The organism is Saccharopolyspora antimicrobica, from assembly GCF_003635025.1.
In the GTDB taxonomy this organism is placed as follows: domain Bacteria; phylum Actinomycetota; class Actinomycetes; order Mycobacteriales; family Pseudonocardiaceae; genus Saccharopolyspora; species Saccharopolyspora antimicrobica.
In genome coordinates this window covers 2493280-2516077 of sequence record NZ_RBXX01000002.1, presented here as the reverse complement: position 1 = coordinate 2516077, position 22798 = coordinate 2493280, and the positions used below count along the sequence as shown (strand labels likewise).

Below are 22798 nucleotides of genomic sequence, written 5' to 3'. Positions count from 1 at the left end.
CCGTGCATCCCCTGCCCGATCGAACTTGCCCTTCTGCATGAAGGGATGTCCGCCGAATGATCCGCAGCGCGATCGACGCAAGCGCACTTCCGAAGCGCGCCCCAGGCATCGCCTTTGCCCTCAAAGTTGGTACGTCCCTGGTCGACTGGTTCAATGCTGGAGACAAGACTGGCGAGCACGCCGACGTTTGGGTCGATCATCACCGAATCGCCCACGAACGGCGTCCAGACTCCACCGGCCGCGTCTGGTGCGGCGCGAAAATCCTCGGAGACGACGCCCCCAGTCACTCCCGTGTTCACCCGGTGGGCTGTCGCGCCTGTATCGCCGCACGTCCCTGCTCAACCTAAGCCCCGGTGGCCGCGTCGTGCTGTTGTACTTGCCCCCCGACCGGCGCGGCCACCGGTTCCACACCGCGCATCCTGCGCTATGGCCGGAGACCCTGAAAAGGACCCGACTACAATGCCGAGACCCATTTTCTCGACGGATCACAAATCCACCGCCAGGTATCTCGATCTGGCAGCTAATGCGCACGGAAGAGAAAAAGGGTTCCTCATGCTTGAGGCCCTTAGACGCACCCAAAACGCAAAGCCTCATATTGTCGAAATTGGCCCTGGTGGCGGCGCCTCGGTGGAATTCCTTTCCTCGCAAATTGGTGGTTACGCTAGAGCGGAACAGAATGTCGCCCTGACGCTGATTGAAGCCCCCGGAGTGGAATCCTCATCACTCGCCAGCGCAATTAGCCTGTTCAGGTCGGTTGGAAGTTGCGAACTCGTCCACGGCTTTGCCCAGGATATTCACAACCTGCTTCCTTGCGCGGTGGACATAATCAGCACATCTGCTCTCTTCCATGAGGTCTACTCGTATGGTGGAGGCTACTCCGGACTTCATGCGATCATGCGCACGTTGCCCACCGTGCTTGTCCCCGGTGGCTTCTTTGCTTATCGCGATGTGTACGCCGTCGATTCCGGGACTCTTCATCGACGGGTCACTCAATGCTACGAGGCCCGGTCGTGGCTGCAATTTATTCGCATGTTCCTTCCGTACTACTTGGAGCACGGAACGCACCCCTACCATCATGCCGACGATGAAATCGTCGTCCGGCAGAACTCGCGAATAGTTGACGCATCTAAACTCGATACGTCAGGCGAATGCGCTTTCATCAGCGCCCCCTTGGGTCTGTTTCGTGAAATTCAGAGGCACTACATCACGTTTCGGGACCATGTGTGGCGATCGGGCACACTCGGATTCACTCCGGCCCTGGAAGGACAGCTCTCGAATGACTGGATAGATCTCCGCACCGGACACAAGCGAGTTCACTACACTCTCTGCGATGCGGAATGGTTGACCACGGCACAGAAAACGATGCTGCGCGCGATGAGTGAACCTTACGACGACCATCACACCATTGATGGCGACATATTTGACAACGTTACAGATGTGGCCTTGACGGCATTTCTGGACGCAGCCAACGACGGTGACACTGGTTGCACGCAGGTGTGGAAAGATTGGCGAGCTCGCGAGGGACACGAAACCTACGCATACCTAACGCTAGATGAGCTGCTGTGCGCATTCGCGGAGAACTCCGTTCAGGCTGCTACCGAGCAACCCGCAGTGCTCATGCCTGTTCAAGCCAACGATGTGCGGCGGATTGAACGCCACTACTACAACCGGTTCCTGTCCAAACGGCTTCCGAACCCGCTTCTCGATGCCAAGCAGCTCGTGCTGTTCCGCAACATCCCCCTGACTGAGGTAGACACACTCACCGAAGCACTGGAAACCCTGCAAGGCCTCTGCGCGAAGGAAAGCTTGGCCCGAGTGTACGAAGCAGTCAACCGAAGAGGATGATCAGCAGGCATGATCGAGGTTGAACGGAAGCGCCAGGTCGCCAGCGCCGACGAAGCACTGATCCTGTCTCGCCTGGATGAGCTCGGTTACCAGCCAGCTGGAACGATGGCGGAGATTGACACCTACTACAGCCGTCCAGATGTGGACTTCATCCAGACCGTGGAGTGTCTACGCGTCCGTCAACGTGACGGGTTCGCGGAAGTCACGTACAAGCCTGCTTCTACGGCCGAGACCCACAGCGAAACAGGCATCATCTCCAAACAGGAAACGAACTTGATCCTTCGGAACAAGGCCGACGCGGAGATTGCCCAACAGCTGCTGGCCAATCTCGGCATGGTGTTCCTAGCCCGTGTCGAGAAGTCGCGCATTACCTACCAGCACCCGACCTCGGCAGGCGTCAGCATCATGATCGATGTAGTGACTAACGCGGGAACGTTCATCGAAACCGAGGTCACTGCGGACGACGCCGCCAAAGCTGCTGCCCTACTCGAAGAGATCGAGATACAGCTTGGAATCACGGAAAGCCCCATGGTGTCGCTGCCATACCGGGACCTCGTGTTGCAGAACAGTTGACCGTGACGACGTAGGGAGCTACGCGGATCGCGCGAGAGGGAAACATGGGCCTTGGTGAAGTAGAGAAGGATTTAAACAGGGTCACAGAATGTTTATCTAATCAAGCGATTCAAACAGCACTGGACGCGCTTTCTGAGGCAATCGAAACCCTCCATACAATTGCCTCAGAAAGTGCCGATAGTGAATTTGCGGAAGCTTTCGCGGTTTGCCAGCGTTCAGTCGAAGATCTTAAGCGAGCCCAACAGATCTGCACTGAGATCAACAAGCGCGTCACGAACTACAGGGCGAGAATTCTTAATGAATCTCAACCGGCGTCGGATGAGCATGGTGGCCAAACCCAGGAGCATCGCGGTACGGCACCCAAACGCAAGGCTGTGATCGACCCGCATAAGTTCAAATACTTTTTCGGGGAGTCGGACTCAAACAAGCATAATAGAGATCGATCTCGGCAGAACTCCTCCGAGTTGAACAAGATCCGTATCTTCAATAATCCCGATGGTCACGAGACGCTGAATCACCACCTAGAGCGGGTTGTGAGCACTGACAGCAACATCAAAGAGACCTTCTCGAACGAGTACGGAGAGTTTCAGGTCCGCGACTCGTTGTTGGCGGGGCCGGGTGGCTTTCTTCAGCTGGAGACAACTTGGCACGTGACAACCCAAGGGCTACGCTTGACTACGATGATCCCGAAGAGAGGCAAGAAATGACCGGCAGCATGACCGCCCCTAGTGAACAGGAATTCGTCGAGCAGTTTGGCGAGGCTCCTGAGATCCTTGATGAGCCTTGGGTTCAAAGGATCCAGATCGACTCCGACAACGGATCGCTCCAGCTGAGTTTCGACACCATGCAAAAATCTGTCGAATTCCTGTGGAGTCACGGAAGTGAAGTTGTTTGGAGTTTCGTTCGCGAGTCTGCCGAATCGCTTTCGATTCGAACCGAAGATAAGGAAACTCACCTCCTTGTCGAATTCGATTCGCAAGGGCTTTCTGGACAGCTCGACGTGCGAGTGTATCCCGCAATTTCCATTAAGGATTCAATGCTCACTAACTGATCCTTAAGGTCATCCGCACTTAGAGTTGTTGCCGAATTCTTCTCTACAGGATCAAGGGGCCGCCTCCGGCGGCCCCTGCCGGGGTCCCCGCGCGGGCTTGCGCCTGCGGCCTGGCGGCCGACCGCGCCCGCGCACCCCGGCAGCCACCTACGGCAGGCCCGGGGAAATTCTATTTGTGGGGGAAGGGTTTTGAGTCCCTACGGGCTGTCAGCTCAGCCGATCATCAGACCTCGGTCTCGTACAACGTGGTGAAGCGCGGCGGGTCGTACAAGTGGAACCCGTCCCGCTCAAGGACGACGTAGTCACCCACGCTGACCTGATACTCGATCGCTTCATGACGGGTCGGAGAGATCCGAATCGAGAAGTCCCGGCCGTCCTGGTCCACCCACGGAACATCACCGCCGTGCGACCTGATCCACTCGACCATCTCGTCACGGTTGCTCGACGTCAGGCGAACGTACTCAGCGTCATGCGGACGACGGCGCGCGATATCAGCCATGCCCGAACCGTATCCACGATCCCCGACGGCGACGGCGAACCGCAGCCACCGCGGATTGCCGAACCGGACCGGCAGGCCACTCCCTGGCGGTCGCAGCCGGCCTAGCAAGTGCAAACGGTCGACCAGGCGACGTGATCCCGCTTCACCCTGCACCAGGCCGATCCCTGCCTTCTGCGGGCGACTCCAACGGAGCACGCTCGAAGTGCTCCCGGTCCGCCACGTACAGCTCAACCGAAGTCTTCCGGGCTTGAAGCTTGAACTTCACCACCTGCCGACCCGAGGTGGCCTTGAAGTGGTTAAGCACCCGATGCAGGCCCCATAAGCCCCCAATGACCAGGAGGGCAAGCGCGAGCACGAACAGAGCCAGCGTAAACCCAACGCTGCTGAACAAGGCACACCTCAACACCGATAAGCCCAGCCCCGTGAAGCCGGACGATGTTGACTACCTGTTCAGTTACACCACGTCCCATGTCCAGGTCCCAGCTGTCTCCAAGCACGGCCCTGGTGCATTGCCAAAACACCAGGCGAGGAGGGGCAGCCGTCTAGCTTTTAACTAAGCTGTGACGCAGCGTGGTGAAGTGTACTCAGCCTGGCTGAACGTGTTGCCGGACCCTGCCGGTTCTGCTGCAAGATCACTGGGGTGCTCGCCGCCCCCAGACCCCTGGCAGGTCTCTTGGATGAGGTAAGGCCGCAGCGCTGCGGTTCGTTCGGGGGCGGTGTCCTCTTCCCGTCGACCTCCACGAGGGCTATCAGACCGCGTCAAGGGGGCCGACCCCAGCAATCTCCCGGAAGCCTCGAAGGTGCCCCCTTGACACGATCTGATCAGGGCTGCGCCAGGTCGACGGGAAGAGGACACAGCCCCTCCCTTGCAGGTGGAGACCACCACGCGAGAAGCTGCCAGCGCCGCTCCCCGTCAAAGCAGCTGGATAACAGTGGTGCAACAAAAGGCCAGTTGCTATAGCAACACAAAGTACTCACGGGGGCTGACCAGGGGAAACGGAGCTCTTCGCGTTCTGGGGGAGGTGGGAACGGAACGCCTGCGCGGCGCGTCCCACCGGGGAGTCGGACTTCGGAGGATCTGGTGCGTCGTACTGCGGGATTGCTGTCCCTTCTCGCCGTTCTGCTCGTCGGCTGCGGTCAGGCCGCTGAGCCCGAGCAGGCCGCTCCGCCGCCTCCGCCTCCCGCGACGAGCCAGCCCGTCGTCGAGAGCTTCGACCTCGCCGCCGCGCTCGCCGAGATCGAAGCGTCGGGCTACACCCCGACGCCGCCGGACGGCGAGCTGGCCGGGCCGGTCCGGGTGATCCAGGCGATGTGCACGGGCAGCGCGAACGGCCGCTGCCAGGCCCTGTTCTTCTTCGACGGCCAGCGGCTGGCGCAGCAGACGGGCGACATCGGAATGGTGAGGATCCTCTCCCAGGACGGCACCTCGGTCCGGGTTGAGTTCCCGGTCTACAACGCCGACGACCCGGGCTGCTGCCCGAGCGGTACGCCGACCCAGCACACGATCCGCCTGGTCGGCGACCAGCTCCAGGCCGACCCGCCCATCTCCACCAACCCGAACCGCCCCGGCGACTGAGCCCGGGCCGCCGGAGGGCGCGCGGTCGATTTCGCGCGAAATTGACGGGCCCGCGCGTGGTGGAGGGCGATTTCGCGCGAAATCGGCACCCACCACGCCTGCCGAACGCCGGTTCCGCGCGAAATCGCCCAACGACCGGGGCTTCCCGGACGCTCAGTTGCGGAAGCCGGTGCCTCGGGCCGGGGCGCCGTAGGCGTTGGCGTCGGAGCGCGTCGTCTCGACGTGCGCCGTGGCCACGTGCGCGAAGTTCACCGCGAAGCTGCCGCCGTCGGCGGTGGCGAGCGCCTTGGTCTCGCCGTTGGCCATCAGGTCGGCGAGCACGTCGCGCAGGGTGTCCGCCTCGGACTGGTCGAGCGCGATGTGCAGTGGCTGGCTGACGCCCGCGAGGTGCAGCACCAGGCCAGGTCGCGTGTCGGGCATGGGAACCCTCCCAATCGCAGCGGTCCTCGGCGGTCGAGGACCCGGATTCCAGGGCACCACGCCTGACCCGGCCGGAACACCCGGTTTCACCCTCGGCGGACCCCGAAACCCCGCTCACCAGCGCATTTCGCCCAAGGCGTACCACCAGCGGCTCCCCGAGAACGCAATTTCAATTGAAATTGGACGTCCAATTTCAATTGAAATTGCATACCGGGGGACGACCCCGCGAGGTCACTGCTCGGGTTCCGGCTCCTCCGGGACCTCGAAGGCCTTGACGTCGTTGCGATCGTCGCTGCTCGGGACGTCGCCCGGCAGGTGGACCGTCTTCGACAGCGGACCCGGCGTCCAGGTGCCCCAGTGCGTTTCGCGGTGCACCTGCATCGCCGCCTGCGCCGGCAGCGCGTCCGGCTCGTACGGGTCGACCGCGTACAGCGAACCCCAGTCCCGGTGGATGTTGTTCTTCAGGTACGTCGGCAGCTCGCGCATGCTGGTCGCCACGTTGAGCCAGCCGAACGGGCCGCCCGCGTCCGGCGACGACCAGCCCTGGCCGACCTCGCGCACCTCGGCACCCGCCGCCACCCGGAACTTCGGGATCTCCGCCACGCCGTTGTGCACGCCCGGCAGCTGCAGGCACGGGTGCACCAGCGCCGCCGTCCACTCCACGAACGTCGGCTGGTCGCCGACGAAGTCGGTCATGTTCACCAGCTGCGGCGCGCGCGGGGCGCTGATCGCGATCCAGCCGTTCGGGCCCACCGAGTTGTCCGTGGCCACCACGCGCATCTTGGTGGCGCCCTCGGACAGGCCCCCGATGGTGTACCGGAAGTCGCGCCAGCCGGGGCCGCCCGGCTGCACCACGTACTTGCGCGCGGTGATCAGGAAGCCGTCCTCGGTGTCGTGGCCGAACTCCAGCGAGATCGAGTTCGCGCCGAACTCGTTGCCCGCCAGCGAGATCACCACCGGCACCTCACCGGTCCGGGCCCGCTCCGGCAGGTCGTACCACTGGGTGCGCAGCTCGCCGGTGCCGGTTCCGGCCTGGTCGTAGCTGCCCCACACCGGCGCCCGGTCGTTGCCGAACTGGTGCGGCGGCTTCCAGTCGGGTTCCTGCGGGTCGGTGCCGTCGCCCGCGGGCAGGCCGGGCCGGTTGAAGCCGACCATCTTGGCCCGCATGAACTCGTTGATGTCCTCCTTGCCCTCCAGCCGCTTCGGCGGGATCGGGATGCGCACGTCCTGCGACGGCGCGCCGACGCTCGGCTGTTCGGGCGAGACCCGCAGCATGCCGGACTGCGGGTTGGTCTCGACGTAGACGTAGTCCGACAACCCGCAGCTCGATCCGACGATCTGCTTCACGTTGTCGGCACCCATGCTGTAGCTGCCCCACTGCTTCTGGATGACCTTGCCGAAGTTGGCCAGCTCGAACAGCACCAGCAGCGCGCACACGATCGACAGCGGCGCGGTGCCCAGCCGCAGCGCGCGGCTGCGCTTCTCCTCGCGCCCGAAGCTCTCGTCGACGACCTTCGGGTTGTTCTCGTCGATGCGCAGGTGCTCGATGAACGCCACGATCAGCGCGATGGCCGCGACGATCAGGAAGATCGTGCTCAGCTTGTAGCCGGCGATCTGCGGCGGCATGTTGAACCAGGGCACGCCCCAGCCCGAGACGTACCACCAGGCGTTGGGGCCGGTGGCCGCGAACGCCAGGATCGCCATCAGCATCGCGACGAACACCGCGCGGTTGCGCTTGGACCGCAGCACCGTGCTGCTGGTGGCCAGCGCGGTCAGCGCGGCCAGCGCACCGCCGAAGGCGGCGAAGATGCCGAAGTGGTGGGACCACTTGGTGGGCGTCAGCACCAGCACGCCGAAGGACATCGCGGTGATCGCCAGCAGCCGCCGGCTCGGGCCGAGGGCAGCGCCCCGGATCCGGGTGCGGCGCAGCAGCACCACGGCGCAGGTGACCAGGCACAGGATCACCAGCAGCACCGGGAAGCGGCGCGTCATGGAGCCGTCCGGCGTCGAGCTGAACAGCAGGTTGTAGCGGCTGAGCTCCTCGTACCAGCTCTGGCTCGGGCCGAGGTCGGTGCGCAGCTCGGTGGCGTCCATGACCGACTTGAACGTCTGGTCGGAGAACACCAGCGTCAGGATCACGAAGCCGGAGGCGGCGATCGGCGCCAGCACCGGCAGCCAGCCGAACTCCTGCGCCCGCTTGCGCACCAGCCGGAACAGCGGCTTCAGCGCCGCGATGAACGGCAGCACGGACACCAGGCCGTGCGGGTTCGCGCCGACCGACAGCGCGGCCACGACCAGACCCAGCGCGGCGGGCATCAACCGGCCGGTGGCCACCGCGCGCTCGACGGCGCACAGCGCCAGCAGCGAGAACAGCACCACGACCGGCTCGGGGCGAAGACCGTTGTTGTAGGGCAGCCAGAACGCCAGGAACACCGCGGCGGCGGCCCAGCCGGCGGCGTTGGAGCGCCGCACCTGCTGGCCGAGCCTGGGGAGCACTTCACGGCTGATCAGCAGCCAGGACACGATGCCCATCAGCAGCGCGGGCAGGCGCACCCACGGCGTCGCCGTGGAGACCTGCACCCACAGCGCGTACAGCTCGTAGAACCAGCCGAACGGCGCTTCCGGACCGCCGAACCAGCGGTAGTAGTTGCTGACGTACCCGAAGCTCTCGCGCGCTCGCGCGATGTTCAGGATGTAGCCGTCGTCCGAGGTCATGGCGCCCATGGCCCACCAGACGACGAGCGCACCGATCACCGAGACGTCGCGGAACGTCGGTTTCCACCAGCCCGCAGGTGCCCACTTCGGCGGGCGACGCCCGGCGCGCACGTCCAACCGCCGCAGGCAGATCAGCGAGCCGATGAACGCCACCACGGCCAGCACCATCGCGGTGAGCTTGATGGTGGTCGCCTGGCTCTCGTAGCGGTTGTCGACGCGGGCCTCGAAGGACAGGCCGCGCACGTCGTCGATCGCGTCGTTGAGGCCGGAGTAGATGCCGGTCAGCTGCGGCCGCTGGTCACCGTGCAGGTTGGCCAGCGACTCGGCGCCCACGGTCGCGGTGGTCTCGTAGGCGTCGGAGCGCAGCGCGATCGCGCAGTCGCCCTCGGGCAGCGGCACGGTGCCCATCTGCTGGCCCTTGTTGAGCAGCGTCAGGTGGCCGTTGTCGACCTGGAGCACCAGGCCGGTCAGGTTGCCGTAGTCCGAGGACGGCGGGTTGGTGCTCAGCAGGATGCCCGGGCCGTTGGTGCGCGCGTCGAGGCTGCGCGCCGAGGCGCACTGGACGTCGGCCTTCAGCCACAGCGGCGAGTAGCTCAGCAGCGGCGCGGACACCGACTTGGTGCCTTCGGCCGTCGGCCACTTCAGCGTGGTGATGTCGTAGTTGACCGGGAGGAACGGCACTGCCAGCGCGAGCACGGTGCCGAGCAGCCCGAGGACCGACGCGAAGAGCTTCAGCCGTTTCGCGGACGGTTTCCGGTTCGTCTCGGTGCGCGCCGACGCATCGTCCGTTCGGCGGCTTTCCTCCTGGCCACTGAGCACGGGTGGAGAATAGTAGTTGCTGGTCCGGGCCCCTTCGCGGCATTCCGCGGGTGTGCAGAGGAACACCTCGGCCAACCCCGTGAGCTGCGGACTCAGGTTGCTCTCAGGCCATTCTCAGTATTTCGTGACCGCTCGGTGACAGCTTTTCCATTCCGCCGCAGCCGGTTCCGAGGGGCCCGGCGCGACGGGTCCGTGAGCGCATAACGCTGTCACGCGCTCACGGACCGCGCGTCGGTCAGCGGCGGAAGAACTGCTCTCGCTGGCCCTGGCGGACGAGCCGCAGCCATTCCTTGAAGGCCTTCGGATCGCGCTTCTGGCCCACGAAGTACAGGCCGAAGCGGATCACCTCGAGGGCGCCGATCTTGCGCATGCCCGGCTGCGACAGCAGGTAGCCGCGGTTGCGGTATGTGTAGTAGCGCTTGTTCGCGTCCGACGGGTCCTGCGCGTGGAACCGGCCGCCCAGCATCGGCTTGAACTCCGCCGAGCCGTCCGGGTGCAGGAAGCGGGTCTTCAGCGTGGTCCCGAACGGCAGCCCGGAGCGCAGCACGCGCCGGTGGATCTCCACCTCGTCACCGCGGAAGAACAGCCGGTAGTCCGGCACGCCCACCACGTCCAGCGTCGAGGCGCGGAACAGCGCGCCGTTGAACAGCGAGGCGATGCCGGGCAGGAAGTCGCCTGCGCCGAGCTCGCTGACCCGCCGCTTCCAGGTCAGCCCGCGGCGCAGCGGGAACGCCAGCTTGTCCGGGGTGTCGATGTTGACCACCACCGGCGACACCGCGGCCAGCCGCCGCTTGGTGGCGACCTCCAGCAGCGTCTCCAGCGCCTGCTCGTCGGCCGGGCGGCCGTCGTCGTCGCCCAGCCACACCCACTCGGCGCCCAGCGACAGCGCGGTCAGCATGCCGAGCGCGAAGCCGCCCGCGCCGCCCAGGTTGCGCTGCGAGGCGATGTAGGTCGACGGGATCGGGCAGTCCGCCACCACGTCCTCGGCGGACTGGTCCGGGCCGTTGTCGACGACCACGAGGTGGTCCGGCAGCCTGGTTTGGCTGCCGATCACCTTCAGGGACTCGGCCAGCAGCTCGCGACGGTGTCTGGTGACGATCACCGCGACTACGGATCCGGCGGGCAGCTGCTGTGCGGAGTCGGTGCTCATGCGCCTTCTTTGCTCCCGATCGTGGCCGCGGACTCGCCGATCCGGGCCAGGGTTTCCTCACTGAGGTGCTCGAAGGGGTCGTACCCCTTGTAGTGCGTCAGGACCTCGCGCAGCGAGCCCTGTTCGCGGATGCCGCCCTTGTCCATCCAGATCGCCGAACTGCACAGCTCGATCAGGAATTCGTCGGAGTGCGAGGCGAACACCAGGATGCCGGACCGCTTGACCAGGTCGTTGAGCCGGTCGCGGGCCTTCTCCAGGAACTCCGCGTCGACCGCGCCGATGCCCTCGTCCAGGATCAGGATCTCCGGGTCGATCGAGGTCACCACGCCGAGCGCCAGCCGCACCCGCATACCGGTGGAGTAGGTGCGCAGCGGCATCGCCAGGTAGTCGCCGAGCTCGGTGAACTCGGCGATGTCGTCGATCCGCTTCTCCATCTCCTTGCGGGTCATGCCCAGGAAGAGGCCGCGGATGATGATGTTCTCGTAGCCGGAGATCTCCGGGTCCATGCCCACGCCGAGGTCGAACACCGGCGCGACCTTGCCGACCACCCGGGCGCTGCCGCGGGTCGGCTCGTAGATGCCGCTGAGCAGCCGCAGCAGGGTGGACTTGCCGGCGCCGTTGTGGCCGACCAGGGCCACCCGGTCACCGTGCCGCAGCGACAGGTCGATGTCGTGCAGCGCCTCGATGATCGGCACCCGGCTGTCGGTGCCGATCTTGCCGCCGGCCTTGCCCAGGACGGCCTTCTTCAGCGAGCGGGACTTCGCGTCGAAGATCGGGAAGTCGACCGCCGCATTCCACACGTCGATGCTGACCACAGTTCGACCTCACTCAGACCCAGTAGGAGATGCGGGCGCGGTAGTTGCGTAGGACGACCAGTGCGACGGCCCATCCCACGACGGTGAACACCCCGACGATCAGCCAGTGGTGCCAGACGATCGGGCTGCCCAGCATCGGCTGGCGGACGATCTCCAGGAAGTGCATGAACGGGTTCAGCTCGGCCAGCCGGGCGCGTTCGGCGATCGCGGGGTTCTCGTGGGCCCGGAACTGGTCGTAGTTCCACACGATCGGCGTCATGAAGAACATCAGCTGCACCACGCTCTGCGTGACCGGCGGGATGTCCCGGAACCGGGTCGAGATGGTGCCCACCACGATGATCACCCAGGCACCGTTGATCGCGATCAGCGCGAACGCCGGGATGGCCAGCAGCGCGGTGAAGGACAGCGGCTTCGGGAAGAGCATCAGGAGCACGAAGTAGACGGCGAGGTTGTGCACGAAGAAGAGCACCTGCCGCCACAGCAGCCGCAGCACGTGGATCGACACCGGGGCGGGGAGCTGCTTGATCAGCCCCTCGTTTGAGATGAAGACCTCGGAGCCCTCGTTGACGCAGTTGGAGATGAAGCCCCAGATGATGAAACCGACCGCCAGGTACGGCAGGTGGTCTTCCAGCTTCATGCCGAACAGCTGCGAGTACAGCAAGCCGAGCGCGGTCACCGTGACGGCCATGCTGATGGTGATCCACAGCGGGCCGATCACCGAGCGGCGATACCGCTGCTTGATGTCCTGCCAGCCTAGATGCGCCCACAGCTGTCGCTGGCTGTAGGCGTCGCTGATGTCCTTGAAGGCTTTCCGCCAGGTCTGCGACGAAGTAGCAGGCGGCGCTTCGGGGCGGTCTACCGTGCTCGTGGACTGCACAGTGCGTCAGAGTACCGATCGATGGTGTGCACTCCGGGCCAGGGCATCACTCCACGGCGCGAGTCCTCGGCGCTGCACCCCCCACGCACCGTGCGCAACCGCAAGCGCGGGCGGTGCAACGTGCGGACATCGGGCTCGCCAGACAGAAGCAACCAGCCCCGGACAGAAAGGCTTGGTCCGGGGCTGGTTGTCTGATCAGAGCCTGATCAGAGTTCGACAGTTCCACTCTCGCAAAGAATCGGAGCCCCTTGGGGAACTACTCGCGCGTAGTAAACCCCTGGGCCTGGGAAGTTCCCCTGCGCCCAGATCGGTACCCCATTACCCACGCCGGCGCCCACAATCACTTCGTCGTCAAACCCCCATGGCACCACCTTCCAGATGGAGACCTTGATCGGCGTATTGGGAGCGCCAGTCGCCCACCCTGTTGCGGAGAGCCGATTGGCGGTCCGTCCTGGCGACGACACACCTGCGTTGCCGCAGTTCTCCATGGTCGACACGCCGTCAGCAGCTGCTGATGCCGGGGCGGCCAGGCTCGCCGTGGCGGCGACGATAACGGCGGCCATACCGAACTTCCTGCGCATAAATCTCCCGTCTTCGTGCACGAATCAGGGCAAGAATGAAGAGCCCCAGTGAAGTGAATTGCTTCACTGGGGCAGTTTTCCAGGTTGTCTCAACGGGCGTCGCCCTTTAGGGCGGTTTCACTCAATTGGTGTAATTATTTGCCGTGTTTAACCGCATGGTTTCGCGCGAACCGAAGTGGTCGGTAAGTCCGTTCACTCGATTGGAGTCACCCCGATGCCTCACAGGTACTGGCCGGTGCCGCCTCGGCCGTGGCCGATCTCGGCCTCGCCCGCGCTGCCCGCGGGCAGGCCGCGGCGCATCTGCTCCAGCTGCGCGCGGGCCGCCATCTGCTGGGCGAACAGCGCGGTCTGCAGGCCGTGGAACAGGCCTTCCAGCCAGCCGACCAGCTGGGCCTGCGCGATCCGCAGCTCCGACTCCGACGGCGTGCTCTCCTGGGCGAACGGCAGCGACAGCCGCTCCAGCTCCTCGATGAGCTCCGGAGCCAGACCCTGCTCCAGCTCGCGGATGGAGGACTGGTGGATCTCCTTGAGGCGGCTGCGGCTGGCCTCGTCCAGCGGCGCCGCCCGGACCTCCTCCAGCAGCTGCTTGATCATGGTGCCGATGCGCATCACCTTGGCGGGCTGCTCGACAAGCTCGTTGATGTCCTCGCCGCGCTCGTGCTGCTCGCCTTCGGCGGTGGCGCCGAGCGGCTTGCCGTCCTCGCCGACCACGAACACCTGCGGCCTGCCCTCACTGTCTTCGCGGGTCATGTCTCCATCCTGGCGGGTTGCGGGATGCTTCGCGTGGGCGGAGTCCGGTGCTGCGCTGCAGGCGGACTCCCGTGAGCGTTTTGGGGCGCTATGGCACCCCAAAGTACTCACGGGCCCTGACCAGCGGAGACGAACGCCTCAGATCGGAACCGGCCAGTCGGCCACGCCGCGTCACCGGATGATCGCTCGCGCGGCGGATTGATGCGATATCGACCACCCGGCAGCCGGTCCGGCCCGCCTCGTACGTAACGTGTGCTCCATGGCGTTCGACGTCGCGGCGGTTCGCGGGCTGTTCCCCGCGCTCGGCGACGGGTGGGTGCACCTGGACGCCCCGGCAGGCATGCAGGTTCCCGAACAAGTGGCGACCGCGGCGTCCACCGCGCTGCGAGCGCCGGTATCCGGTCCGGGCGGGATATTCCCCGCCTCGCAGCGCGCCGAGGCGATCGTGGAGGCCGCCCGTCGCTCCATTGCCGACCTGGTCGGGGCGAACCCGGCCGGGGTGGTGCTCGGTCCGAACTCCGCCGTTCTGCTGCAACGACTGGCCGACGCGCTCGGCGACGGGTGGATGATCGGGGACGACGTGGTCGTCTCCCGGCTGGACCACCCGGCCAACGTCGCGCCGTGGCAGCGCGCTGCCCAGCGCTCCGGCGGGACCGTCCGCTGGGCGGAGGTCGACATCGAGACCTGCGAGCTGCCCACCTGGCAGTACCAGGAGCTGGTGACCCCGCGCACGAAGGTGGTGGCGATCACCGCCGCGTCGGGTGCGGTCGGCACCCGGCCCGACGTGCGGCAGGCCGCGGAGGCGGCGGCCGAGCACGGCGCGCTGGTCGTGGTGGACGCCTCGGCGGCGGCACCGTTCGTCCCGCTCGACATCACCTCGATGGGCGCCGACGTGGTGGCGGTGAACGCCTCGGCCTGGGGCGGGCCGCCGGTGGGCGCGCTGGTGTTCAAGAACGCCGCGATGCTCGACCAGCTGCCGTCGGTCGCGCTGGAGCCCGGCGCGCGCGGCGCGGAGCGCATGGAGCTCGGCCCGCCCGCCTACCCGCTGCTGGCCGGCCTGGTGGCGTCGGTGGACTACCTGGCGGCGCTGGACGACGCCGCGGTGGGGCCGCGCCGCGAACGGCTGCTGACCTCGCTGGGCTCGGTGAAGTCCTACCAGGCGGGACTGCTGGCGAACCTGACCAACGGGCTCCGCAAGATGAACCACGTGATGCTGATCGGCGACGCGATGCGCCGCGTCCCGTCGATGGCGTTCACGGTCTCCGGCGTGAAGGCGGTGGACGCGGTCGAGCACCTGGCCGACCGCGGGGTCTGCGCCTTCGCCGACCCCGGCACCCACGGCGTCTTCGCGGTCCTGGGCGTCGGCGAAGTGGGCGGAGCGGTCCGAGTCGGCCTCGCCCACTACACCAACGCCGCGGAAGTCGACCAGCTCATCCGGGCCATCGCCGAACTCACCTGACGACCTCCTCCGGCTCCGGCTCCGGCTCCGGCTCCGGCCCCGGACCCCGGCTCCTCCGGCCCTGGCTCCGGCTCCTCCGGTGTCGGCTCCGGTCGACGCCGGGGTGGATGCAATTTCAATGGAAATCAGACACCTGATTTCCATTGAAATCGCGTAAATCCCGACCCACCACCGGCGTGTCGGGCACCCGACACGCCGACACCTGGCGCAAGTTCCATTGAAATCGGACGTCTGATTTCCATTGAAATCGCGTAAGACGCCCACCGGTCGAGTGTCTCCGCCGGTCAGCGGACCAGGAGGATCTTGCCCCGGACGTCGCCCGCTTCGAGGACGGCGTGGGCCCGGGCCGCTTCGCGCAGCGGGATCCGGTCGTGGACCGGGGTCCGCACCCGGCCCGCTTCGACCAGCGGCCACAGCCGCTCGCGCACGTCGGCGACGATCGCTGCCTTGCCGTGCGGGCCCGCCAGCGGGCGCCCGCGCAGTCCCAGCACCGACAGGTGCAGCCGCTTGACCAGCATCTTCCCCAGGTCCAGCTCGGCCTTCCGGCCGCCCTGCATGCCGATGATCGCCAGGTGCCCGTCGGGCGCCAGCGCGGACAGGTTCCGGTCCAGGTAGGACGCGCCCATGTTGTCCAGGATGACGTCGGCGCCGCCGAGCTCCTTCACGACCGCGACGAAGTCCTCGTCCCGGTAGCTGATCACCGGGTCCGCGCCGAGCTCGGCGCACAGCCGGCGGCTCTCCGCCGATCCCGCGGTCGCCGCGACCCGCGCGCCGAGCGCCCGGCCGATCTGGATCGCGCAGGTCCCGATGCCGCCCGCGCCGCCGTGCACCAGCAGCAGCTGTCCACTTCGGAGCCCGGACTCCATGATCACGTTGGACCAGACGGTGCAGCACACCTCGGGCAGCCCGGCGGCGTCCACCAGGTCGACCCCGGCGGGCTTGGGCAGCACCTGCTCGGCGGGCACCGCGACGCGTTCGGCGTACCCGCCGCCGGACAGCAGCGCGCAGACCTCGTCGCCGACCTGCCAGTCCTCGACACCTTCACCCAGTTCGGCGATGGTGCCGGAGCATTCCAGCCCGAGGATGTCGCTGGCGCCCTTCGGCGGCGGGTAGTTGCCCTCCCGCTGGCTGAGGTCGGCGCGGTTGACCGCGCTGGCGGCGACGTCGATGAGCACTTCGCCCGGGCCCGGTCGCGGGTCGGGGTGTTCGGTCCACTCCAGGACGTCCGGTTCACCCGGTTCACGGATCGCGATGGCGTACATGCCCGCGACAGTAGAGCCTGCCGGCGCCGCCGTCCGCGCTCGTGTGACCGGCACCAGCCGCTCGGGGTACGGATGTCAGCGCAACGCGACCAGCGGCGGCCCCGCAGTCCGAAGCGGACAGTGCGAGAGGAACGGACCAGCCGCACAATACGGGAAAAACGGGAATTGGTCCCTGGTTCTTAACTCTTCCTGGTACGGCCTTGACTTCGCAGCGTGATCCTCTCAAGGCTTGCCACCACGAAATCCACCCGAAACGGGGAGCATGATGAGTTTGCGAACCATCACATCCAGGCGTTCGATCACCGCTCTGGCCGCGAGCTGCGCGGCGGCGATGCTCGCTGTCACCCCGGCCAGCGCGGCCCCGGCCGACCTCGGCGACACGATCAACGGCAACGCCGTGAACCGGCACCTGATCGCGTTCCAGCGCATCGCCGACCAGAACGGCGGGAACCGCGCCTCCGGGCAGCCGGGCTACGAGGCCAGCGTGGATTACGTCGCGGGCAAGCTGCAGCGCGCCGGTTTCGACGTGACCACCCCGGAGTTCACCTACGAGGCGTACTTCAAGGACTCCTTCAGCCTCGCGGTCGCCGGTCAGCCGACGGAGGGTGACGCCCTGGAGTACTCCCCGGCGACCCCGCAGGGCGGCCTGACCGCGCCGCTGGCGGTCCTGCCGGTCGACGAGACCCCGGGCTGCGAGGCCACCGACTTCGCGGGCACCGAGGTCACCGGGACGGTCGTGCTGATCTCGCGCGGCGCCTGCGACTTCGCGACGAAGCAGCAGCTCGCGTCCGAGGCTGGCGCGGTCGGCGCGATCATCTACAACAACGTCGAGGGCCCGCTCAACGGCACCCTCGGCGGCGCGGACGCGGGGCGCATCCCGACGGCCGGTGTCACCAAGGAGGTCGGCGAGGCGCTGTCCGGCCAGGCCGGTGCCGAGGTGAAGCTGGACGTGCAGGCGCGGTTCGAGACCGTGACCACCCGCAACATCATCGCGCAGACCAGGACCGGGCGCACCGACAACGTGGTGATGGCCGGTGCGCACCTGGACGGTGTGCCGGAGGGCCCGGGCATCAACGACAACGGCACCGGCAGCGCCGGCCTGCTGGAGACCGCGCTGAAGCTGGGCGGCAGCCCGGACGTGAAGAACGCGGTGCGGTTCGCGTGGTGGGGCGCGGAGGAGTCCGGCCTGGTCGGCTCGACGCAGTACGTGCAGGGCCTGAGCTTCGAGGAGCAGCTCGACATCGCGCTGTACCTGAACTTCGACATGATCGGCTCGCCGAACGCCGGCTACTTCGTCTACGACGGTGACGGCTCAACCGGTGGCCCGTCGGGCCCGCACGGCTCGGGTCAGATCAAGGACGACTTCATCGCGACGATAGCCGCGCAGGGCATCGAGTCGGAGCCGAGCGAGTTCAACGGCCGTTCCGACTACGGCGAGTTCATCGCGGTGGGCATCCCGTCCGGCGGCATGCACACCGGTGTCGAGGACGTGAAGACCGAGGAGCAGGCCGCCAAGTGGGGCGGCACCGCGGGCATCGCCTTCGACCCGAACTACCACAGCAAGGACGACAACCTGTCCAATGTGGACCGGGTGGCGCTGGAGCGGATGACCAAGGGCATCGCCAACGTCGTGCAGGCCTACTCGCAGAGCACCGAGGCGGTCAACGGCATGCAGACCCGCGCCGAGCGCGCGCAGCTGCGGGCCGCGCAGACGATGATGATGGCCCAGAGCTTCGAGCAGGGCCCGAAGGTCGGCCACGGCCACAACCTGGCCTGAGGAGCTTTCCAGGCTCGTTCTGCGTAGCGGTGCGGGTAGCGGAACCTCAGCGTCCGCCTGGACTGCGGATGCCCAGCCTTATGTATGACCAATACACGGCGGCTGGGCCGTCCTCGCCAGGCGAACGCTGAGAACCCGCGGCGGTGCAAGCTGCGAGGGTGGGTTATGCGCCTGCGGCGCATGCGGCTGTTTCGCAGTGCGGCGCGTTGGTCGTCGCGGCTGCGGTCATCAACCGAGATGAAAGCTTCAGCTGGAGTTGTGCTTCCGTTCGGTGCCCGACCACGGTTGCTTGACACCGTGGTCGGGCACAACGGTTCTGCGAGAGGTGATGTCGTGAAACGAGCTGCATTGGTGGTGTCGGCCGCGGTGTCGGCCGCGCTGGTCGCCCCGACCGCGAACGCGGCCGAGCCGGTGCGCTTCGCGACGTTCAACGCCTCGCTGAACCGGGCCGCCGAGGGCGAGCTGCTGGCCGATCTGTCCACACCGGACGACGAGCAGGCGCGGAAGGTGGCCGAGGTCGTGCAGCGGACCCGCCCGGACGTCCTGCTGCTCAACGAGTTCGACTACGTCGAGGGCAATGCCGCGGTCGACGCCTTCCGCACCAACTACCTCGCGCGGGGCCAGCGCGGCGCCGACCCGATCGACTACCCCTACGCCTACACCGCGCCGGTCAACACCGGTGTGCCGTCCGGGATGGACCTCGACAAGGACGGCACCATCGGCGGCCCTGGCGACGCCCACGGATTCGGCGTGTTCCCCGGCCAGTACGGCATGGTGGTGCTCTCGAAGTACCCGATCGGCCAGGCCCGCACCTTCCAGCAGTTCCGCTGGGCCGACATGCCCGGCGCGCGGCTGCCGGACGACCCGGCGACGCCGGAACCCGCCGACTGGTTCACGCCGGAGGAGCTGGCGCAGGTCCGGCTGTCCTCGAAGTCGCACTGGGACCTGCCGATCGACGTCGGCGGCCGCACGGTGCACTTCCTCACCTCGCACCCGACGCCGCCCGCCTTCGACGGCCCCGAGAAGCGCAACGTCCTGCGCAACCAGGACGAGATCCGGTTCTGGGCGGACTACGTGACGCCGAAGCGCGGCGACTACATCTACGACGACGAGGGCGAGCGCGGCGGCCTGCGCCCCGGCGCCCGGTTCGTCGTGGCCGGCGACCAGAACTCCGATCCGCTCGACGGCGACAGCAACGGAATCCGTCAGTTGCTGCAGGCCCCGCGCGTGATCGACCCGCGGCCGGGCAGCGTCGGCGCGATCGAAGCGAGCCTGGCCCAGGGCGGCGCGAACGGGAGCCACCGCGGCAGCCCGTACTTCGACACGGGCGACTTCAACGACGAGAAGCCGGGCAACCTCCGGATCGACTACGTCCTGCCGTCCGCGCCGCTGATCCCGCTGCGCTCCGGGGTCTTCTGGCCGACGTCGGAAGAAGAGCTCTCCCGCCTCAACGACGCGTCGGACCACCACCTCGTCTGGGTGGATCTCCGGGTCTGAACCAGGGACGGCCCGGGTCCGCCGGACGTCCCGAAACGGGACGCTGCCAGCATGAAAACGCTGATAGCCGCCGTCTCGGCGAGCGCCCTGCTGCTGGGCCCGACCGCGGTCGCCGATCCTGTCCCGGCACTACCGCGACCGTCCGGCCCGCACGCGGTCGGCACCACCGCGCTGCACCTCGTCGACCAGAGCAGGCAGGACCCGTGGGTCCCGCAGGAGAAGCGCGAGCTCATGGTCTCGCTCTGGTACCCGACCCGCGACGACGACGCCCCGCGCGCCCAGTACGTCACACCGGAGGAATCCCGCCGGATCCTCGAAGGGCAGCAGCTCAACGGCGTGTCCCCGGAGATCTTCAGCACCACCCGGACCCACGCGGGCGTCGACGCGGAACCGCTGGACCGTGATCTTCCGCTGGTGCTGCTCTCGCCCGGGTTCACCTTGCCTCGCACGTCGCTGACCGGCCTCGCCGAGGACCTGGCCAGCCGCGGCTACGCGGTCGCCGCGGTGGACCACAACTACGAGGCGAGGGCGATCACGTTCCCGGACGGCCGGGTCACCGGCTGCCTGGCCTGCGAGCAGACGCCGAAACCGGACGGCGCGACGGTGGCGGGGAACCGGGCCGCCGACCTGTCGTTCGTGCTCGACGAGCTGATCGAGCGAGGCGGGATCGACGGCGACCGCGTGGTGGTGGCGGGCCACTCCATGGGCGGCGCGTCGGCGGCTCGCGCGCTGCTGGCCGATGACCGCTTCCGCGCGGCGGCCAACCTGGACGGGACGTTCCACCCGGGCCTGACCGCCGATTCCGATCGCCCGCTGCTGATGCTGGGCGCCGACCGGCACGGGCGGCCGGGCGCGGACGAGACCTGGGACGGCACCTGGTCGCACCTGACCGGCTGGAAGCGCTGGTTCTCCGTCGAGGGGTCGTCGCACTGGTCGTTCACCGACTACTCGCCGCTGGCCGAGCAGGTGGGCATCGACCTCGGGCCGGAGCCGATCGCCGGCGACCGCGCGGCCCGCATCACCGCCGACTACCTCGACGCGTTCGCGGACTTCCACCTGCGCGGCGTCCCGCAGCCGCTGCTGGACGGCCCGTCCCCGCGCTATCCCGAGGTCCGGTTCGAAAACCCCTGAGCGAGAGGTAGATTCAGCACCCGAGTCGGTGCGGAGGTGCGGCGGTGGTCGAGATCCTGCTCATCACGGGCAGTACGCGGAGCGGTTCGACGAACACCGCCGCGCTGCGCACCGCGCGGGAGGTCGCGCCGGACGGGGTGACGGCGGTGCTCCACGAAGGCCTGGCGGACCTGCCCGCGTTCAACCCGGACGACGACGTCGAGCCGCTGCCGCCCGCCGTGGCCGAGCTCCGGAACCGGGTGGCCGCGGCGGACGCGGTGCTGTTCTGCACCCCGGAGTACGCCGGAACGCTGCCCGGCAGCTTCAAGAACCTGCTGGACTGGTCGATCGGCGGCACCGAGCTGAACGGCAAGCCGGTCGCCTGGCTCAACGTCGCGGCCGAAGGCCGTGGCGACGGCGCGATCGGCACGCTGACCACCGTTCTGCGCTACTTGACGGTGGATCTCGTCGAGGAGGCCTGCGGGCGGCTGTTCGTGCCGCGGGAGGCGGTCGGCCCGGACGGCCTGGTGGAGGACTCCGGCATCCGGGAGGGACTGCGCGAAGTCCTCCACGCCCTCGCGAGGGCTGCCTAGCTCCAGCTGCCGATGGGCTCGGTGGCAGTCAGCGGCTGGAAGACCAGCTTCAGCCCGGTGGCATCGGCGGGCACGTCGAAGTACACCTTCCCGCTGCCGGAATCGCCCTGGGTGAGCAGCGTCGCGAAGAGCACGCCGTCCATGTTCTCGCCGTTCGGCGCGGCGCTCACGTACTCGTTGCCCGCTGCGTCGACGAGCATGAAACCGACCGAGGCGACGGCGCCGCCGGTTCCGCTGATCAGCGATGCCTCGACGTCGGTGGAAACGTACTTCCCCTCCACCGGCGGCACCGAGAATTCCGCGACGTCCTGCAGCGCGCTCGCGGTGATGGCGTACTGCCCGCCCTCTTCGTTGGTGACGCCCGCGGTCTCGCCGAAAGCGACGTCCTTGCCGCCGACCTCGATCGTGGCTGCTTCGGTTTCCGCCTGCTCGGGGGCGGTCTGGGACTTCGGTTCGGGAGCGGTCGCCTCGTTGGCGGCACCACATCCGGCCAGCCCCAGCAGCAGCAGTCCGACGGTCGGCGCGAGTAACTTCTTCACTTTTCCTCATCGGGTCGAGAAAACGAACGCGACGAATGATGCCAGCGAAGATCGGTATAGACCACGGAACTTCGGAACAAATCCCGGAATCATTTGAATTGCACTGCGGAACAGTGGCCGGGAACCGAATTCCGGTGCGGTGCGTCGGAACCATCGTCGCGTTCGGTCGACCGGGAGGATCAGTTGGAACTGCTGGACATCGAGCAGCGCCTGGTGCGGATGGCAGACGGCCTGGAAGCGTGCCCCGAGGTGGAGATCGAGCACCGGAACCTGGGCGGGCTCGACCCGGAACGCGCGGACGCGCGCAGCGTGCTGGCGGCCATCGCGGACTGGTACGAGGTCACGCTGGACGAGTCGCTGCTGCCCGCCGTGGCGAGGTTCGAGGCCTTCGCCGTCCAGTGGCGCACCGCCGACCCCGTGGTGTCCGGCGAATTCGACCTGACCTACCTGCTCGACGCGTTCGGGAACCCACCGCCCGTGCTCGCGCACGCCGCCACGCCCGAGGACGAGCGGCGACTGTTCAGCGAGTTCCGGGTCTTCGACGCCCCGCACCGCGGCGGTGACGGGAAGCTGGTGTCGCTGCGCTGCGGTGCGGCCGATCCCGAGATCTGGTTCTTCGACGTCAAGCGCGGAACGTACCGGCTGGACGTCGACTACGCCGGTTACCTGGAGGCGTTGCTGCTGACCCGCGGCACCTACGGTTGGCAGCACCTCCTCGCCGAGATGTCGTTGCGCGGCAGCGAGTTCGGCTGGGTCGTGGCAGCGATGAAGACGATGCTGCGCACGTTCCCGGCCCTGTTCCCCGAGGACGACTTCAGCCCGTTGCGGGATCGCCTGCGGGATCGGCTGCGCTGATCCCGGAGCGGCCGGACCGCTCCGGGAGCGCGCGC

At 67.2% G+C, this 22798-nt stretch carries 21 protein-coding genes; 12 read left to right on the top strand and 9 right to left on the bottom strand.

Going from position 1 to position 22798, the window contains the following annotated elements; all coding sequences use genetic code 11:
- The first annotated feature begins 459 nt into the window (after positions 1 to 459).
- The 4 genes from ATL45_RS12405 to ATL45_RS38400 are packed head-to-tail and all read left to right on the top strand — an operon-like array spanning position 460 to position 3469.
- The gene (locus ATL45_RS12405) at positions 460 to 1845 is read left to right on the top strand and encodes a hypothetical protein (protein ID WP_170210222.1); all 1386 of its coding nucleotides are present in this window, start codon (positions 460 to 462) and stop codon (positions 1843 to 1845) included.
- Positions 1846 to 1854: 9 nt separating this feature from the next.
- A complete protein-coding gene (gene cyaB, locus ATL45_RS12400) occupies positions 1855 to 2418 on the top strand; it encodes a class IV adenylate cyclase (RefSeq protein ID WP_093150263.1) in 564 nt (187 codons plus the stop codon).
- A gap of 44 nt (positions 2419 to 2462) precedes the next feature.
- Entirely contained in the window at positions 2463 to 3125 is a 663-nt protein-coding gene (locus ATL45_RS38405; protein WP_143121602.1) for a hypothetical protein, read from the top strand.
- Entirely contained in the window at positions 3122 to 3469 is a 348-nt protein-coding gene (locus ATL45_RS38400) for a hypothetical protein (RefSeq protein WP_143121601.1), read from the top strand. The genes ATL45_RS38405 and ATL45_RS38400 overlap by 4 nt, the downstream gene beginning before the upstream one ends.
- 223 nt (positions 3470 to 3692) lie before the next feature.
- On the opposite strand, the gene ATL45_RS12395 is transcribed toward ATL45_RS38400, so the two are convergent.
- Positions 3693 to 3968: a hypothetical protein gene (locus ATL45_RS12395; protein WP_093150260.1), complete on the bottom strand. Its 276-nt coding sequence runs from the start codon at positions 3966 to 3968 to the stop codon at positions 3693 to 3695.
- Between the two features lie 1081 nt (positions 3969 to 5049).
- Between ATL45_RS12395 and ATL45_RS12385 the strand changes: the two genes are divergently transcribed.
- The gene (locus ATL45_RS12385) at positions 5050 to 5544 is read left to right on the top strand and encodes an LppP/LprE family lipoprotein (RefSeq protein ID WP_246025299.1); all 495 of its coding nucleotides are present in this window, start codon (positions 5050 to 5052) and stop codon (positions 5542 to 5544) included.
- Between the two features lie 153 nt (positions 5545 to 5697).
- On the opposite strand, the gene ATL45_RS12380 is transcribed toward ATL45_RS12385, so the two are convergent.
- From ATL45_RS12380 to wzm, 5 genes are all read right to left on the bottom strand, one after another.
- On the bottom strand, positions 5698 to 5964 hold the full coding sequence (locus ATL45_RS12380; protein WP_093150248.1) for a hypothetical protein: 267 nt from the start codon (positions 5962 to 5964) through the stop codon (positions 5698 to 5700).
- A 231-nt stretch (positions 5965 to 6195) separates the two neighbouring features.
- Positions 6196 to 9498: an arabinosyltransferase domain-containing protein gene (locus tag ATL45_RS12375; RefSeq protein ID WP_093150245.1), complete on the bottom strand. Its 3303-nt coding sequence runs from the start codon at positions 9496 to 9498 to the stop codon at positions 6196 to 6198.
- Between the two features lie 235 nt (positions 9499 to 9733).
- The gene (gene glfT1, locus ATL45_RS12370) at positions 9734 to 10648 is read right to left on the bottom strand and encodes a galactofuranosyltransferase GlfT1 (RefSeq protein WP_093150243.1); all 915 of its coding nucleotides are present in this window, start codon (positions 10646 to 10648) and stop codon (positions 9734 to 9736) included.
- A complete protein-coding gene (wzt, locus tag ATL45_RS12365; protein ID WP_439332488.1) occupies positions 10645 to 11448 on the bottom strand; it encodes a galactan export ABC transporter ATP-binding subunit Wzt/RfbE in 804 nt (267 codons plus the stop codon). Before wzt ends, glfT1 begins: the two co-directional genes overlap by 4 nt.
- A gap of 28 nt (positions 11449 to 11476) precedes the next feature.
- Positions 11477 to 12340, bottom strand: coding sequence for a galactan export ABC transporter permease subunit Wzm/RfbD (gene wzm / locus ATL45_RS12360; RefSeq protein ID WP_177241937.1), 864 nt, complete (start codon positions 12338 to 12340; stop codon positions 11477 to 11479).
- A gap of 378 nt (positions 12341 to 12718) precedes the next feature.
- On the opposite strand from wzm, the gene ATL45_RS38395 reads away from it, so the two are divergent.
- Entirely contained in the window at positions 12719 to 12973 is a 255-nt protein-coding gene (locus tag ATL45_RS38395; protein ID WP_143121600.1) for a hypothetical protein, read from the top strand.
- A 167-nt stretch (positions 12974 to 13140) separates the two neighbouring features.
- On the opposite strand, the gene ATL45_RS12355 is transcribed toward ATL45_RS38395, so the two are convergent.
- A complete protein-coding gene (locus ATL45_RS12355; protein WP_093150238.1) occupies positions 13141 to 13671 on the bottom strand; it encodes a bacterial proteasome activator family protein in 531 nt (176 codons plus the stop codon).
- A gap of 259 nt (positions 13672 to 13930) precedes the next feature.
- On the opposite strand from ATL45_RS12355, the gene ATL45_RS12350 reads away from it, so the two are divergent.
- Positions 13931 to 15130 carry a cysteine desulfurase-like protein gene (locus ATL45_RS12350; RefSeq protein WP_093150235.1) on the top strand — a complete coding sequence of 400 codons (1200 nt, stop codon included), beginning with the start codon at positions 13931 to 13933 and terminating at the stop codon, positions 15128 to 15130.
- A 284-nt stretch (positions 15131 to 15414) separates the two neighbouring features.
- Here the strand turns inward: ATL45_RS12350 and ATL45_RS12340 are convergent, their stop codons facing one another.
- Positions 15415 to 16392 carry an NAD(P)H-quinone oxidoreductase gene (locus ATL45_RS12340; protein ID WP_093150231.1) on the bottom strand — a complete coding sequence of 326 codons (978 nt, stop codon included), beginning with the start codon at positions 16390 to 16392 and terminating at the stop codon, positions 15415 to 15417.
- Positions 16393 to 16657: 265 nt separating this feature from the next.
- On the opposite strand from ATL45_RS12340, the gene ATL45_RS12335 reads away from it, so the two are divergent.
- From ATL45_RS12335 to ATL45_RS12320, 4 genes are all read left to right on the top strand, one after another.
- Positions 16658 to 18169, top strand: coding sequence for a M28 family metallopeptidase (locus tag ATL45_RS12335; protein WP_093151398.1), 1512 nt, complete (start codon positions 16658 to 16660; stop codon positions 18167 to 18169).
- 333 nt (positions 18170 to 18502) lie between these two features.
- Entirely contained in the window at positions 18503 to 19666 is a 1164-nt protein-coding gene (locus tag ATL45_RS12330; protein WP_093150226.1) for an endonuclease/exonuclease/phosphatase family protein, read from the top strand.
- Between the two features lie 51 nt (positions 19667 to 19717).
- Positions 19718 to 20797 carry an alpha/beta hydrolase family protein gene (locus tag ATL45_RS12325; RefSeq protein WP_093150222.1) on the top strand — a complete coding sequence of 360 codons (1080 nt, stop codon included), beginning with the start codon at positions 19718 to 19720 and terminating at the stop codon, positions 20795 to 20797.
- A gap of 44 nt (positions 20798 to 20841) precedes the next feature.
- On the top strand, positions 20842 to 21369 hold the full coding sequence (locus ATL45_RS12320; protein WP_093150217.1) for an NADPH-dependent FMN reductase: 528 nt from the start codon (positions 20842 to 20844) through the stop codon (positions 21367 to 21369).
- Here the strand turns inward: ATL45_RS12320 and ATL45_RS12315 are convergent.
- Complete coding sequence (locus ATL45_RS12315) at positions 21366 to 21908, bottom strand: DUF4352 domain-containing protein (RefSeq protein ID WP_093150213.1); 543 nt, start codon at positions 21906 to 21908, stop codon at positions 21366 to 21368. The two genes, ATL45_RS12320 and ATL45_RS12315, sit on opposite strands and share 4 nt — an antisense overlap.
- Before the next feature lie 183 nt (positions 21909 to 22091).
- Between ATL45_RS12315 and ATL45_RS12310 the strand changes: the two genes are divergently transcribed.
- Positions 22092 to 22763 (top strand): hypothetical protein, encoded by a 672-nt coding sequence (locus tag ATL45_RS12310; RefSeq protein WP_093150209.1) that lies wholly within the window; start codon positions 22092 to 22094, stop codon positions 22761 to 22763.
- Positions 22764 to 22798: the final 35 nt, after the last annotated feature.

What these genes read in the sequence shown, in the direction of transcription:
- ATL45_RS12405 (WP_170210222.1), top strand. Translation starts at nt 460, where the DNA reads ATGCCGAGACCCATTTTCTCGACGGATCACAAATCCACCGCCAGGTAT.
- cyaB (WP_093150263.1), top strand. Translation starts at nt 1,855, where the DNA reads ATGATCGAGGTTGAACGGAAGCGCCAGGTCGCCAGCGCCGACGAAGCA.
- ATL45_RS38405 (WP_143121602.1), top strand. Translation starts at nt 2,463, where the DNA reads ATGGGCCTTGGTGAAGTAGAGAAGGATTTAAACAGGGTCACAGAATGT.
- ATL45_RS38400 (WP_143121601.1), top strand. Translation starts at nt 3,122, where the DNA reads ATGACCGGCAGCATGACCGCCCCTAGTGAACAGGAATTCGTCGAGCAG.
- ATL45_RS12395 (WP_093150260.1), bottom strand. Translation starts at nt 3,968, where the DNA reads ATGGCTGATATCGCGCGCCGTCGTCCGCATGACGCTGAGTACGTTCGC.
- ATL45_RS12380 (WP_093150248.1), bottom strand. Translation starts at nt 5,964, where the DNA reads ATGCCCGACACGCGACCTGGCCTGGTGCTGCACCTCGCGGGCGTCAGC.
- glfT1 (WP_093150243.1), bottom strand. Translation starts at nt 10,648, where the DNA reads ATGAGCACCGACTCCGCACAGCAGCTGCCCGCCGGATCCGTAGTCGCG.
- ATL45_RS38395 (WP_143121600.1), top strand. Translation starts at nt 12,719, where the DNA reads ATGGAGACCTTGATCGGCGTATTGGGAGCGCCAGTCGCCCACCCTGTT.
- ATL45_RS12355 (WP_093150238.1), bottom strand. Translation starts at nt 13,671, where the DNA reads ATGACCCGCGAAGACAGTGAGGGCAGGCCGCAGGTGTTCGTGGTCGGC.
- ATL45_RS12350 (WP_093150235.1), top strand. Translation starts at nt 13,931, where the DNA reads ATGGCGTTCGACGTCGCGGCGGTTCGCGGGCTGTTCCCCGCGCTCGGC.
- ATL45_RS12340 (WP_093150231.1), bottom strand. Translation starts at nt 16,392, where the DNA reads ATGTACGCCATCGCGATCCGTGAACCGGGTGAACCGGACGTCCTGGAG.
- ATL45_RS12335 (WP_093151398.1), top strand. Translation starts at nt 16,658, where the DNA reads ATGAGTTTGCGAACCATCACATCCAGGCGTTCGATCACCGCTCTGGCC.
- ATL45_RS12325 (WP_093150222.1), top strand. Translation starts at nt 19,718, where the DNA reads ATGAAAACGCTGATAGCCGCCGTCTCGGCGAGCGCCCTGCTGCTGGGC.